Source organism: Siminovitchia thermophila (assembly GCF_016909185.1).
GTDB classification, from domain to species: Bacteria; Bacillota; Bacilli; order Bacillales; family Bacillaceae_C; genus Siminovitchia; species Siminovitchia thermophila.
The window spans coordinates 60,286-74,224 of the sequence record NZ_JAFBFH010000021.1 but is presented as its reverse complement, the minus strand read 5'-3'; the positions used below and the strand labels follow the sequence as shown (position 1 = coordinate 74,224).

General features: G+C 38.2%; 21 protein-coding genes and 1 pseudogene. 2 read left to right on the top strand and 20 right to left on the bottom strand.

The genetic code is table 11. The features are described 5' to 3' along the window. Positions 1-117 precede the first annotated feature (117 nt). Entirely contained in the window at positions 118-429 is a 312-nt protein-coding gene (locus JOC94_RS14610) for a hypothetical protein (protein WP_120117188.1), read from the top strand. A gap of 59 nt (positions 430-488) precedes the next feature. Here the strand turns inward: JOC94_RS14610 and JOC94_RS14605 are convergent, their stop codons facing one another. From JOC94_RS14605 to JOC94_RS14545, 13 genes are all read right to left on the bottom strand, one after another. Then, complete coding sequence (locus JOC94_RS14605) at positions 489-1,280, bottom strand: hypothetical protein (protein ID WP_205179765.1); 792 nt, start codon at positions 1,278-1,280, stop codon at positions 489-491. 212 nt (positions 1,281-1,492) lie between these two features. Next, positions 1,493-3,469: an S-layer homology domain-containing protein gene (locus JOC94_RS23230; protein WP_205179763.1), complete on the bottom strand. Its 1,977-nt coding sequence runs from the start codon at positions 3,467-3,469 to the stop codon at positions 1,493-1,495. Positions 3,470-3,704: 235 nt separating this feature from the next. Continuing rightward, positions 3,705-4,553: a transglutaminase domain-containing protein gene (locus JOC94_RS14595; protein ID WP_205179761.1), complete on the bottom strand. Its 849-nt coding sequence runs from the start codon at positions 4,551-4,553 to the stop codon at positions 3,705-3,707. A gap of 163 nt (positions 4,554-4,716) precedes the next feature. Beyond that, complete coding sequence (locus tag JOC94_RS14590) at positions 4,717-4,908, bottom strand: hypothetical protein (protein WP_205179759.1); 192 nt, start codon at positions 4,906-4,908, stop codon at positions 4,717-4,719. After that, entirely contained in the window at positions 4,909-5,682 is a 774-nt protein-coding gene (locus tag JOC94_RS14585; RefSeq protein ID WP_120117184.1) for a metallophosphoesterase family protein, read from the bottom strand. 87 nt (positions 5,683-5,769) lie between these two features. Further along, entirely contained in the window at positions 5,770-6,288 is a 519-nt protein-coding gene (locus JOC94_RS14580) for a hypothetical protein (protein ID WP_120117183.1), read from the bottom strand. 33 nt (positions 6,289-6,321) lie between these two features. Next, a complete protein-coding gene (locus JOC94_RS14575; protein WP_120117182.1) occupies positions 6,322-6,723 on the bottom strand; it encodes a hypothetical protein in 402 nt (133 codons plus the stop codon). A 14-nt stretch (positions 6,724-6,737) separates the two neighbouring features. Next, positions 6,738-7,106: a hypothetical protein gene (locus JOC94_RS14570; RefSeq protein WP_205179757.1), complete on the bottom strand. Its 369-nt coding sequence runs from the start codon at positions 7,104-7,106 to the stop codon at positions 6,738-6,740. Position 7,107: 1 nt separating this feature from the next. Beyond that, positions 7,108-7,383, bottom strand: a complete 276-nt coding sequence (locus JOC94_RS14565; RefSeq protein ID WP_120117180.1) for a hypothetical protein — start codon at positions 7,381-7,383, stop codon at positions 7,108-7,110. 588 nt (positions 7,384-7,971) lie between these two features. After that, positions 7,972-8,436: a hypothetical protein gene (locus JOC94_RS14560; protein WP_120117178.1), complete on the bottom strand. Its 465-nt coding sequence runs from the start codon at positions 8,434-8,436 to the stop codon at positions 7,972-7,974. Then, complete coding sequence (locus tag JOC94_RS14555; RefSeq protein ID WP_205179755.1) at positions 8,433-8,633, bottom strand: hypothetical protein; 201 nt, start codon at positions 8,631-8,633, stop codon at positions 8,433-8,435. Before JOC94_RS14555 ends, JOC94_RS14560 begins: the two co-directional genes overlap by 4 nt. Then, positions 8,630-9,196 (bottom strand): hypothetical protein, encoded by a 567-nt coding sequence (locus JOC94_RS14550; protein ID WP_205179753.1) that lies wholly within the window; start codon positions 9,194-9,196, stop codon positions 8,630-8,632. Before JOC94_RS14550 ends, JOC94_RS14555 begins: the two co-directional genes overlap by 4 nt. Positions 9,197-9,198: 2 nt before the next feature. After that, positions 9,199-9,564 carry a hypothetical protein gene (locus JOC94_RS14545; RefSeq protein ID WP_205179751.1) on the bottom strand — a complete coding sequence of 122 codons (366 nt, stop codon included), beginning with the start codon at positions 9,562-9,564 and terminating at the stop codon, positions 9,199-9,201. A gap of 86 nt (positions 9,565-9,650) precedes the next feature. On the opposite strand from JOC94_RS14545, the pseudogene JOC94_RS14540 reads away from it, so the two are divergent. Next, positions 9,651-10,327, top strand: a pseudogene (locus JOC94_RS14540) (SOS response-associated peptidase). Between the two features lie 25 nt (positions 10,328-10,352). Here JOC94_RS14540 and JOC94_RS14535 read toward each other — a convergent pair. The 7 genes from JOC94_RS14535 to JOC94_RS14505 form a co-directional block, all read right to left on the bottom strand. Next, complete coding sequence (locus JOC94_RS14535; protein ID WP_205179749.1) at positions 10,353-10,586, bottom strand: hypothetical protein; 234 nt, start codon at positions 10,584-10,586, stop codon at positions 10,353-10,355. 304 nt (positions 10,587-10,890) lie between these two features. After that, complete coding sequence (locus JOC94_RS14530) at positions 10,891-11,319, bottom strand: hypothetical protein (RefSeq protein WP_205179746.1); 429 nt, start codon at positions 11,317-11,319, stop codon at positions 10,891-10,893. A 105-nt stretch (positions 11,320-11,424) separates the two neighbouring features. Then, positions 11,425-11,691, bottom strand: coding sequence for a hypothetical protein (locus tag JOC94_RS14525; protein ID WP_205179744.1), 267 nt, complete (start codon positions 11,689-11,691; stop codon positions 11,425-11,427). Positions 11,692-11,767: 76 nt separating this feature from the next. Further along, positions 11,768-11,950 carry a hypothetical protein gene (locus tag JOC94_RS14520; protein ID WP_205179742.1) on the bottom strand — a complete coding sequence of 61 codons (183 nt, stop codon included), beginning with the start codon at positions 11,948-11,950 and terminating at the stop codon, positions 11,768-11,770. Positions 11,951-11,997: 47 nt separating this feature from the next. Next, on the bottom strand, positions 11,998-12,426 hold the full coding sequence (locus JOC94_RS14515) for a hypothetical protein (RefSeq protein WP_205179740.1): 429 nt from the start codon (positions 12,424-12,426) through the stop codon (positions 11,998-12,000). 23 nt (positions 12,427-12,449) lie between these two features. After that, positions 12,450-13,154, bottom strand: a complete 705-nt coding sequence (locus JOC94_RS14510; protein ID WP_205179739.1) for a RecB family exonuclease — start codon at positions 13,152-13,154, stop codon at positions 12,450-12,452. Positions 13,155-13,307: 153 nt separating this feature from the next. After that, the gene (locus tag JOC94_RS14505) at positions 13,308-13,937 is read right to left on the bottom strand and encodes a single-stranded DNA-binding protein (RefSeq protein ID WP_205179769.1); all 630 of its coding nucleotides are present in this window, start codon (positions 13,935-13,937) and stop codon (positions 13,308-13,310) included. Between the last annotated feature and the right edge of the window lie 2 nt (positions 13,938-13,939).

Sequence of the window (13,939 nt, the reverse complement as noted above, 5' to 3'; positions counted from 1 at the left end):
CAAAATAAAAAACTCCTACAAAGTAGGAGGGGAATCAAACAGTTGGGTCAAGAGATCCTTTGACCCATCTAACTCGGCGAATGCCGAGAGTCTATGTAGGATAATGGAGGGAAAAAGATGACTTCAAATAAATCATACGGATATTGGTCTATATTGTTCAGTGTTGCAGGTTCTTTACTTCTTGTTGCTTCATACCTGATTTCTCCAAATGAACCTCAAGGAATGATCGTGATTGGCTTACAAATCATGTTACTATCAGCAATCGTCCTTTTGGGTTTGGGGGTTGTAACAAGCACTTTGGCTATAAGAAAAAAAGAGGAAGGCATAAAAAAATACATCGGTATATTATTGCCAGTGATTATTATTTTGTTTGCTGTATTAGTTCCTATTCTAATGGGGATAGGTTTCATGTTGAATGACAACCCTTAATTGAATCAATTCACAACCAGAAAAGAAAAGTAGGGCACGAATTGTCATGCCCTACTTTTTTAACATCTGAAAGCTAACATTTTCGCTTGGAATGCTACGACAACCCGGTCGCTTCCGGCGTTATCGGTCCCACGAGCACAATTGATGAGGGTTCTATCGCATGAACAACGTGCAGGATATGACTTGTTATTCACATAGCAGCAGTCGTGCGACTTACAGCAACGATCCAATGCGTTTACCGGGGTTGGAGTGCTGCCGCAACCATTACCGCAATTCGCTCCACACCATTTATATGTTACGAGTGGATTCCACGGTAATCCATTATAACGGAATTTACAACATGTTCCGCTTCCATCCCAATTAAAACATGGAACAGGTGACGCCATGATGGAAACATCATCTGAATCGTGTGGAACTTCAAGATACGTTGGAATCGCAAATGTGTCTACTTCTCCGACTTCAAAAGTATCAGAAAAAGTAAATTCCCCATCATCAATTGAAAACTTTTCAATTACTTTTTGATTGTCCGCATCCTTTTTGACTTCAACGTTAACAGAGAAAAAACTTCTTTCCTTTTGATCGGCACTTTCAGCTTTGAGCTGTGTCATTCGGATTAGCACATCATCCTCATACTTTAAATAAAGAGTGAGTTCCTGAATTGTTACTTCTTCCTGCTCCGAATCAACCTTCGTGATTACTTCAAAACCCTTTGACTCAACAAATTTACTCGGGTTAATTCTCCTGTCCTCTTTCACCTGATTGATCGCTTTGTTAAAATCAGGACGTTCCATAAATTCTTGGACCAATAAATCTAAGTCCTTTCCTTCTAAAGCACGTTCAAATACACCCATTGTAGTCTCTCCTTTTTAATATGATTTGAAGACAACAACTTTATTTCGCGATGTCGCCTTTCATCTATAAAAAGAGATAAGAAGGACAAAGAAATCAATTAGTACAAACAATTAATACTTTTGTTAAGAGAATGTTTAACACATTTTTTAATCATTCAACCAACAAAAAAACCGGCAAGCAGTTTTTTTCGCTTACCGGGTTTTTGTAATTCTTATAGCAGGCTTAAACGTTCAAGCGTGCGGCTAAGGATTTTTGCCATTTGACCTTTTGTGATGGCTTCATTTCCTTTAATGTTGCCATTGTCACCGCCAATGATGTCTAATGAGATTAGCAAATCGATGTATGGTTTCGCGTAATCGGAAACACCATTAGCATCTTTAAATTTCGATAGGTTGGTTTGGTTAGCATCTACTTCGAATCCTTTCGATTCAAGCAAGCGACCCATCATTGTGAATGCCTGTTGGCGTGTCAGGGAGCCGTCTGCATCGAACGAGCCGTCACCCTTTCCTTGTAGTACACCAAGTTCCGTAAGGGCGTTCACGTATCCGTCTGCAACGTCAGAGTATTGATTGTTTGTCGATTCGTTAATGCCGAGAGATTTCCCGACCATCGTTGCAAACTCCAAGCGATTTAACTTGGCATTCGGCTTAAAGGAATCTTGTTCCCCATCAACAATGCCGCGTTCTGCAAGTTTCTGGATGTAGTCCTTGTATTGGTTGCCTTCAATGTCCTTGATATTGACAATCGGATCGACGAAAATCAATTCCCCGCTCTTGTGAAGCGTCAAGATGATCCTTCCGTCTAAGATGGTATATGGCACGGCTTCAATACCTTTTTCTGTTTTGAGTTTGATGACCTTTCCGTCACCAAGAACATCAAGTGGCAGTGCAATTGTCGCCATATTGTCGTTCGTCACTTCATCGAATGTTACAACAATCGTTCCATTCTTGGTTGGCTTGACACTAACAGCAGAAGAACTTGTGATTTCGATTTTGTCTTCCGTTAGGAAAATGTTACTTTCATCTGTTGTATCGTCCTTGTCCAATTCTGTTTCGTCAGTTGGTTCGTTATCCGTGGACGGTTCCTTTTCAGGCTCGGATGGTTTCTCTTCTGTAGAAGGCTTGTCAGGCGTTGGAATCCAAGTGTCTTTGCCATCTTCATTGCCATTTGAAGGTGGAGTCGTTGGTTGATCTGGCTCTGTTGGCTCTTCTGGTTCTGTTGGTTTTTCCGGTTCTTCCGGTTCTGTTGGTTCTTCACCTTCGGATGGAGTTTCACCATCGGTATTGTCATTGTCTCCTTCTTCACCTTTACCGTCATCGTCATCCCCATCACCACTAGAAGGTGGGTTTGTCGGCTGTTCAGGCTCATTCGGTTGCTCCGGTGTAGTTGGATTTTCCTTTTCATCCGCATCATCGCCGTCGCCTTCCCCGTCGCCAGGCATTATAGGTTGTTCCGGTTCAGATGGTTGTTCCGGCTCCAAATTCCTTTCGTATTGATCAAGTTGATCAATCAAATCTTGAAGATTGCCTTCAGGGAATCCGGCTGCTCGTAATTCTTCAATCGCTTCCCGTGCAGAACGGATATTTTCTTTTGTTGGATTTTGATGAGTTGCATTCATTTTATCCACTACATCGTCAATCAGAGATTGCATTTCTTCGTAGGGTTCGGATGGTTCAAGTTGACCCGGATCTTTCTCTAAATCATCGAGCATATTGTCAAATTCCGGCAATGTAACGCCGATTTCCTTTAATTTGTTATGAGCATCCCGCGCTGCTTGAATGTTTTCTGGAGTTGGATTGTTCACAGCATCGTTAAAAGCGTTAACAGCTTCATTTAGAAGTTTGTCATAGTCTTCAGGTTTTTCGGGAAAAGAAGGTAATTCACGGTCATCCTCGCCAGAATCAACATTTTCCTTGTCATTATCACTGTGATCTGTTTCATCGTTTTCTCCACCGTCATTAACCTCTTCCGCGCCCGGCGTTTGTTCTGCTTCACTTTCGCCTGTTTCTCCGATTTCAGGCGTTTGTTCTACGTCACCTGTTTCATCCACTACTGGCGTATCATCCACCACATCCTCCAGTTCATCTGCATTAGCAACTGTCGCTCCGATCGCGATAGCCGGAATAGCAGCTGTCGCCGTAATTGCTGTCATCATTTGTTTGGAAAGGATCATTTTTTTCTTTGTCATGTCTTCATTCTCCCTTGTGATATGTTTTTTGTTCTGTCCGTGGCAAAAGCAACAACCCGAACAAAATCTAATTCATAGTTTCCAAGAACCTTACCCCCTAATTAATTGGATTCGATAATAGGAACGCCTGATACAGAAAGAGGTTCCCAATCTTAGCAAACTTTTTTTTGATTGCTTGATTCACTAAACTAATAGGAACGCCGGACAAAAGAATGGATTCCACTGTCTCCTTTTTTTACCTTCTTGGGTCTTTTAGATATTTTCTATTATCAGAAACGGGGTATTCTTGTTGATTCCAAGTATGATCTTTCGCTAACTCTTCAGAATTCACCAAAAAGTATTTGTAACTCACATAACCCTTTTTGTCGGGTGCAGGGTCGTCCCAAGTGACATCCATATGAAAATAACTTCCATCCAATTTCACCATATTCCAAGAATGTAGACCTTCGGAAATAGAACCGTGAACATAAATAGATTCTATGTCTAGTCGATCCAATAACAAATTTGCAGCTCTTGTATAGCCATCACAAACCGCTACACCAAGTACCAAAGCACCATACGCCGTATAAGAATCATTAGATATAGTTCCGTTTCGATAGTTTTCGTAATCATAAGCCGTATTCAATACAAGATAATCATGAACTGCCTTCACTTTATCGAAATCAGTATAGGTAGGTTTGATAATTTCTTTAAGAATCTTATCAACCTTTTTATTTAACAATTCATTTTTTTCTCTTATATTTTCTAACGTTTCAACATAATTGAATTCAATTTTACCGGAACTATAAACAATCCAATCTTTAATGTAAAAGCGGTTAGGATCAATCTTTATGAGATTATTAATCAAGTAGCCAACATCCAAATAATCCATTTCATTAGTATCAAAGTAGCCGATTGGATCATTAGAAGAGAGTGCAAAATGAATCATATTATATGAGTTTGATTGTTTCTTATATAATTCATCAATAGATAAATAACCTTCTGTGGAATAACTTGCTAATACCTCTTTTACTGTTCCCCCTGTAAACATTGTAAAAGCTATTACTCCAATGGCTATTAACCTAATAATGGAAAACCTATTCATGTTATCCTACCTTTCCTTGTTTTTTTAATTTTTCCATTTCACAAATAGAACGCCGGACAATAGAATAGGTTCCCCTGCTTTCTATCATTTTCTAAAAAAGTTCTATGCACAAAAAAAGCCCTCCTATTCTCAATGAGAAAGGAAGGCGTTCACTATTTTGGTCTTATTGAACAACACCGATCAAATGAAGGAAGTTGTACAATCCCCAACGAAACAAACGAAGTACGACGAATGCAACAAGGGCGATTGAAACGAACAAGACCGCAAGTTGCGGATATAAGCCTTCAAATAATCGGCTCTCTTTATTTTTGACTTTTTCTTTATTTATAGACTCATAACTAACAACTGTCCGCATTTACAAAACCTCTTTCATTTCTATTTTCTCTTCCACATAAGAAAGATCATCCATTTTGACAACCAAGACGCTGTTTCCGGCCGCAGCACCGCCGTCTATACCGATATGGTGTTTTCCTTGATAGAAACCTTCACCTTGATAATCAGGCATGTACTGAACAGGCGTGTGGCCGTGTACAATAAGTTTTCCTTCCAAAACATCACCTTTTACAGGTATAAACGATTTAAAAAAGGCTTCCCGAATCCATAGCATATCTTCTTTATATTGATCTTCTAATCGTCTATTAGAACGAAAACCTGCATGAACATAGACACAGTTAAGTTCTTCGTCTACTTTGTAATAAGGGAGCTTGATCAAACGTTTGATTAAATCAGGTTGTTTTTCTATTAATGAAGAACGAACAGCGTAAAAATTATCGCGTTCCAATCCTACTTCATTTAGAAAAGAAGATGCCGTTGCAAAGCCTCCGTTTTGAAACCAATGCGAACCGGTTATCATCATGTCGATATAACCATTGGGAGATTCAGGATTAGTTGTTACGAAGTCCAAAAACATCTTCTCATGATTCCCCATAAGGTAAGTAACTTGACGTGGATAGCGATCCATCAGTTCAAAAGCCATTTCGACACAAGCTAAACTATCTTCTCCCCTATCAATCAAATCACCGAGGATTATCAATTCATCACCTGACGATAAATCAATATTACTTTTCACAAGTGCATCCAACCACGCATCGAATTGCCCGTGAATATCGGAACATGCATAAGTAGACATAACGAAACCTCTTTCTTATTTTTATTTGGATTTCATATAGATAGAAAAAGAACGCCTGCTAAACGCACGACGCTCTCCGTTCATTTTTTATTTTGTTTCCATCGGCTTAATACGCTGAACCTCCACTACGCGAACAGATACTTCCTCAACGGCTTGTCTTCTTCCAGACGCGATCATGCCTTGAATAAATTTGCCGTTATGAATGTATTTCTTTTCGATAAAGTTTTGAACTGCTTCATTAACAGCTTCATGATCATTAACATATGGTTCGTCAAACCGGATGATTTTGTATTGTTCTGCTTCTTCATCTTCACCTTTTACTTCGATCAAGAATTGTTGCAGGCGATAAGTTTCAATATTCTTTTTAAATCCCTCGTCAACCTTCATTTCAATATTTGCAATTTCTTCCTTAGTGACAAACTGCAAATCAAGCAACGTTGCTACTTTCACCGCATAGGCAGCTTCCAATGCATGAAGGCAAGGCGTTTCGCTTGGATTTTCATTAAATTCCTCTTGATAGGACGGATCAAGCAACGCATATTGCCAATCGTGATAAAGCTCTCTTACTTCTTTCAATTGTTTTTGTTTCATTTCGATAATGCTCATTTCATTCTCTCCCTTTTGATTTTTATATAGAAATCACGCATTGTACCAAGTCGTCCAAAAAGCTAAACCCGAATTGTACAAGTGCAAGTATTTCTTCCAACCGACTTTCTTATCTACGCAATCGCGTGAGCAATAGGTACTGTCATCTGTTTCGAAATAGTATCCTTCCTGCATGAACTCACTACACGAGTTACAGAACCGATATTGTTCTTCAGGAATGGCTTTGATGTGCAGATTTTTGCTCAAAAGGCGTTGCTCCAACTCTTTCCTTGTAGTACAGACAACTCCAATATATTTGGATACCGGATTGTATAAGCCGGCAATGCCGCTCATTTCAATCAAAAGGAGAGGTTGGACAAAATGCCCGTTACTCTCCTTCTTTTCCTTATCCACTAAATAGATAGGCGTTTTTTGGATTTTTTGATTCACAAACATTGGAATCACTCCCATCATTTTTTCCGAGAAACGAACCGTTTCGTAACGGTCTTCTGGCCGAGTTTGGCAAGAAACGCTTCATCCCATTCGAGTTTTTTTAGATTGGAAGCAGTGATCCCAAGATAGTCCCAGGGATTGTCCCCACCAAGGGCGATGTGTTGTGCGACCTCTTTTAGTTGTCTCGCATCAAACTTGTATGACACCGCTTCGTTAACATTCCAGATTGTGTCTGCTGTTTCAACTGGACCATTTTGCTCAACGTATTTGCGCAGATCAGCTTTCATTTGCTTTGCTGCTGCTTCGATGCGCTCAATTTCATTTGCAAGTTTTACAGCTTCCTCTAATGTCATTGTCTGTTGGTTTGTGATGTTTACTGCTTCCATGTTAAATAACCTCTTTCTGTTTTTTATTATTAAAAATGGACTCTCCGTATTGCCCCGTGCCTTCGACTTTGTACATGCCATTCGCAATTCCTACGCATAGATGCAAGAACTGCTGATGGGAAATTGCGGTCATGACCAACGAATTACCGTCAATACGGTAAAACGTACCGCTTTCGATAGCAACAAAAAAACGCTTGTTGGTGACAGGCGTTTTTAGACAAAGATAGGAACGATCCTCTGTTAGCGTTTGAAACGCATTTCTTTTTATAGTTGGCATAATGAACCACTCCTTTTTATTTTTATTTGAAATCGGACATCATTCTTTCGATTTTCATTATGATCGGATCGTTGCCGAAGCTACGCCGTAAAAGCATATCGAACGTTACAGAAGCTCTTTCGCCGAACATACCCCACCACGCGAAGATAACGACGAACACAAACGCGATAAGTGCTAACGATACTGCGAATCTTCCTGTTGTTGAATAGAAGAAATCTTCCATTCTAGTCATTTCATCACAACCTTTCCTGTTAATTTTTAAACACAAAAAAGCCGACTGTTCTGGCGAGTGAAAGAACAATCGACTTTTTATCTATTTGAGCACAAAGGCGCAAATAACAACTTAGGTATTGTGCAAACATGCAAACTTTGACGATGAACGTCAATCCTGCTTTTCTCAAACGAAAATGTCAGGGTACGGAATTTATGCCGAATCTCCTTAGAAAAGAAATACCAAGGTATGACGACTTCTACTAATTGTGTAGCTTTCAAATAATTATATACATAGAGTGTAACAAATGGGCATAGAAATTACAAGAGTTTTAGGAAGGGGCTGGTTGTTATTGTTTACCCTCCGATGTCTTCATGTTATGCAGGGGATATGAAAGTAGCTACCTTCCTTATTGTGACGTCACCTGAATCCCTTTTAATAAAGCAGATGTACATTGAATTTGTTTTATGACTTACCATATGAAGAGTTTCCGGCAGCGAATCCAACGACAAAACATTTTCCAAGAACTCTCTATCTTCTTCATACAAACTTACAATCTCCATTTTTACAGCATCCTGTATCTCTTCGAGAAAAGTTTCCTTTAGAGCTTTATTCCTTTTTTCTTTTTGGTGTTCGAGGTAGATGAACAAACCGCCAAAGATAAAAACAGAAGCAAGCACAACATAGATATTAAAAGATTTAGAGGTTACTACCCCCTCGAACGCCCATACGACTACTATAAACGCTATGACTAAAAGACAAAGAAATTGCATCCCTAAATATCTAATCAAATTCCCTCTCCATTTGATTTCATACAAATCAAAGTTGTTTTTCAGGTTCATATATTTTTGCTCCTTTTAGTTTTCATTTCCTTTACAACCATCCTGGCTTTACCAACAACATCGTATTTTTTGCTTATTTTGATGACAGCATGAATATCATTTCTTGCCTTGATATATACGACTTGTTTCTCACCGGTTTTCTCCCAACGGATTTCCACTTGATATTCTTGGAATCCTAACAATTTTTTTATATTCACGAGACTTGTTCCTCCTTTCTTAATTGAAGAATTTGCCCTTTATATCGAATGATCTGTGCAAAGGAATTATCTCGTAAATCCAACCAAACTTCGTAAAACATTTCTGCTTCATTATCAAAGAATTTATACTTTCTAAAATTCTTCATTTCTGTGGATCGTAGGAGGAAGGTGCTTTGACTTTTAGTATATTTCTCCATTTCCGTTTGTACTAAAATCATTTGAAAAGACTTTAGATTTTCATAAGCATGATTTAATAGAGTCACCCGTTTAGAAAAAAACCAAATATATATACCCGCAGTTGTGCTCACAAGAATCCAAAACATTAATTCACCTATAACTCCGTTCAAATTCAAGATGAATATTAACAGGAGAACCAAAATTAAAAAAATTGAAATTAAATAAAACATCCTAGTTACTTTTTTACTTTCTGAATTGTATTGTTCCAAAGGCGTCATATCTTTTTCTCCCTTCCTCTTTTCTCTCATTTTTAATTTTCTAATAGGACGATACCTACCGAAGAAGGTTTCTTTCCAACAAAAACACGCTACCTTAGCAACGTGCAACCTCAATCCTTTTGCTCTTTAAAAGTCCCTACTTCCAAAAACTTCACATTTGAATTTTCTCTCTCGCTAATATAGGCATGGTAAATTTTATTTCCTGCTACGACTTCGAATTTCTTATCATTAATTTTTTCTGTTACATAAGCATCTGATGTGGCATATTTACGATTCGCTTCTGCTACAATAAACTCTTGTTTATTTTCTTCTATCTGATTTTCATACTCAAAGATTAAGAGCCCTGCATTGACAAAGACTAACATCAAACCTACGGATACAAAATAGCTCGCAATACGTGTAGCTTTGTTGAAAGTCAGACCTAATCCAATCAAAACCACTCCACAGACCAATAAAACAGAGAACAAATGAAACAAAACAAGTCACTCCTTTTTAAGTGTATGAAATTTTGAATTTCTGATTAACTTTGATACAATATACAAAATTTGTAGAGGTGATTTTTATGTGCGGTAGATTCACTCTTACAGCTTCGTTTGATGAAATCATAGATCGCTTTGATATAGAGCAGATGATTGATGAAAGCTTATACAATCCTAACTACAATGTTGCACCTTCACAATCGGTGTTAGCCGTAGTTCATGATGGATCTAAGAATAGACTTGGCTATTTGCGATGGGGGCTGATTCCCTCTTGGGCTAAAGATGCTAAGATAGGATATAAAATGATTAATGCCCGTGCGGAAACTTTAACAGAAAAGCCGAGCTACAGAAATGCATACAAAAACAAACGCTGCCTAATCCTTGCAGATAGTTTTTATGAGTGGAAACGCCATGACGATAAAACAAAAACACCTATGTTATTAAACTAAAATCAAACCATTTATTTGCTATGGCCGGACTTTGGGATACTTGGCAATCTCCATCTGGTGAGCCGATCCATTCCTGTACGGTAATTACTACAAAACCAAATAAACTTGTTAAGAACATTCATGATCGAATGCCAGTTATCTTAAAGCCCGAAGACGAATCAATTTGGCTTGATAAAACAATTAAAGATACAGATTATTTAAATCACCTATTAGTACCTTTACCTGAAAATTTAATGGAAGCATACAGAGTGTCTGATCTTGTTAATTCACCTAAAAACAATTCAATCGAATTAATTCGTGAAATTTGTTAGGGGAGCGCACTCCCCCTGTTTTTTCTTAATGCATAGTCTTATTCTTTCTAAGCTTATCCTTACGAGAAATCAAAAACTTTCCTTCTGGTAACATTAACGGTTCATCGTCACAAGTTCTATAGTCTATATTTAAAAACTTGTTGTCATAAGTTAAAGTGTTACTATTTAATGACCTCAAATATCCATTCTTTATTTCAAAACCAATCAACACTGACTTTTTTGTTTTTCTTAAATACCAGATTGCTATTTTTGTAAGCATTTTTATCTATCCCCCTCACAATTTGTATTTATTGAGCATTACTTATAATCAAGCCCCAGACGAAAAATAAAAGAAATAATGCACCCGATATTACAACCCCCATAAACTGCCACTTTAATTTCTTTAAGAGAGCTTTTCTCTCCATTTCCCTCGCCCTTTCTCCATAAGTGCCGCTTTTTATTAAGGACGCTGCTTAACCAAATAGGTTTCCTTCCAAAAGAAAAACACGCCACTTTCGCAGCGTGCCAACCATATAACTGGGTCTATCTTATTTTAAGAACTCTATTTTCACTTTCTATTCGAACTATGCATTAATAGCTTCGAAATATTTTTGAGAAACATTACGACGAAACACTTCTCTAAGACCCTTCAATGTTCCGAAATATACAATTTCATCTTCTTTGTAAATTCTTTTTGTTGCATACCCTTTAATGCACATATCTTCCCATTCATCATTGTTTTTATTGCAATGATAATAGTTCCTATATGGCTTTTTTGAATAATCCAAACCAAATGCGTGTTTAAGTTTACCTAGTTGATAATCGGTAAGTTTCAATGCTTTTTCACCTTCGCTTGTTACTCGGAAATAAGCCATGTCATTTTCCCAACCTGGATGTTTTGAAGCAAAACCTCTATCAACTAATTCGTTCCAGTCTTTGTTATCAGCTTCCGCATAAAATCTATTGCCATTTCTTAATGCGTGTTCCATATCCTCAACTTGAACTTTGTTCAATTTACTTCCTCCTTTTCTTTCGCTTTTAGTGTCTTGTTCATTTACAAGAAAAAGAACGCAGCGAATAAAACACTCTACGTTCTTTAATTAGTAACCGGAACGGAATTAACCCCAATGATCATTTCGCTTCATAATCTCGATAATATCGTCAATGTACGGTTCATCAAGGTTAATTACAACATAACTGTTAAAAGGAGCTTTTCCATCCTCTTTCCGACCTTCCTCAATCCAATCAGCCACATTATTGAAAACCGCAGCAAATTCTTCTTGCAAAGAATCAGGAACGTATTTTTCAAAATCTTTCTCGTTAATAATTGTAAAACGCCTTTCAAATCCTTCTTTTACTGTCCCTTTAAATGCTGATTCCGGCACTATTTACACCCTTTCTTTTTTAGATTTTTCACCTTTTTTATTTGAAGTTTGCTCCAAAACAAAGTTCCTCTTCGCATTATCCCTTAATGATTTTCACATAAGGCTTGTAAACAAATTCAACGGTAAATTCCTTACCACAATTCTCACAATCATGAGGGAACGAACCTTCCATTTCTCCTGTATCCATTGCTAAATCATGAATATCTTCTGTTTGAGTTGTTTTACATATAGGACAAATTACTTTTGATGTTTGAATCATTTTATAATCTCCTTCTCCGTCTAAATCTTCTTCTTAATGGACGCATATCAAGCCGAAATGTTCCTTGATCTTTGGGGACGTTCGGACATTTCTCTTAACGTCTTGAAAAAGGCATTCAAAATAACGTCTGCTGAATCGTGTGATAAATTGAACACACGATCTTTGACATGTCCTTCTTTAACACAACGCAACACTAAATCTAATTGGATAAAAGCACCCTCTTCTCTTGGACGTAGGACAAGTGAAACGGGATTGACAACACCGTCTGTCCGATCGTAGAGCAAGACCACTTCTTCTTGCACCCTGCCATTCTGGTAGTCTTCCAGAAAGTTATCAAGACAGCCAATACGGTTAACCGTTTCCGATAGCCAGTAATCGAGAACCCTTGTCCTTCGCAATAGATTGGCAGGGAATACAAGTTTGTATTCCCCAACCACCAAGTTCTTATATAGTGGATCTTCCTTTTGATATTTCATATAACACACATCCCTTTCTAATTTTAAATGGTCACAAATGTCCGCAAGCATTCTTTAGCAAAAGGACAATGCTTGCAATGGCTCGATGGCTTCGAGGGAAAAATGCGCGTGGCTTCTTCCGGTATCATTCCATAAAGCTCCATTCGTTCGTTTATTTCATTTGCAAGTCCAAGCGCCCATAATCTTGCTTTTTCCATGTCCGCAGGCATGAAACAGTGACTACTTTTCTTCTTGAAACGCAGGAAATACAGCGTCCCAACAACATAAGGAACAAGGTATAGTTTGTTCATAGCCCACGCATAAAGCCCAACCTGATGGTTGTCTAACACATGGTACGGCACTCTGTTTGTTTTCCAGTCAGTAATAGCCATTCCCTTATTGAAAACCAGATCAATATATCCTTGCAGCATAGGGGCATCTTCCGTATCATCTAAAGGCAATATGAAATGAATTTCTGTCTTTCCCATGCCGGGTTTGGCATTTGAGCGGGAAACAAGAAATGAAACGTCTTCTGCTGTCACTTCTGGATGGAACTCCGCTTCAATCAAACCGTTTAATATGGCTTCTCTATGTTGCACACCATTGATTTTATCTTCTATCGCCTTATGAACCGCCTTACCTAACGCAAGGGGCAACGTTGTCGGTTCCTCATAGCCCAATACATATTTTTTGAAAAAACGGTACGGGCAGCTTTCATATAAATTCAAACGAGAAAAGGAGAAAATCATAATTCTTCACCTTCACTTCACCTTTGGCAAATAGCCAATTTTTTTAAAAACTTCCATTTAAAAAAAGAAAAGCCGAACCCCTAAGAAGTCCGGCTTTCATATATGAAATCAATTCTTTAAATGCTTTTTACACATTACACACACTTGCAGTCTTCAAAATGGAAGGTCGTCATCCGATACAGTAATCGTTCCGTTATTTGCAAATGGATCATTGAATCCTCCATTTTGTGGCGGTTGGTTGAAACCACCTTGTCCATAACCTTGTCCTTGGTTTGGCTGTTGTTGATTATAACCTTGATTCTGTTGATTATAACCCTGACCGCCTTGATTGTATCCTTGTTGATTTTGATTGAAACCATTTTGGTTATAGCCCTGTTGATTTTGATTATAACCTTGCTGTTGTTGATTCTGGTTATATCCCTGTTGTTGGGAGTAGCCTTGATTTTGCTGTCCTTGACCGTTCTGTTTCGGATCGAGGAATTGGACATAATCTGCTACCACTTCCGTCACATAGACACGCTGTCCTTGCTGATTCTCATAATTGCGAGTTTGGATTCTGCCAACGACCGCAGCTTGACTTCCTTTACTAAGAAAGTTTGCTGTGTTCTCCGCCGTCTTGCCCCAAGCCTGAATCATGATGAAATCCGCTTCATTTTCGCCATTCTGACTTTTGAACGGGCGATTGATTGCAAGCGTGAAATTCACAACTGCCTTGCCTGCTGGCGTGTATTTTAGTTCCGGGTCTTTTGTAAGTCTACCAATCAAGTTTACTGTGTTCATAATAA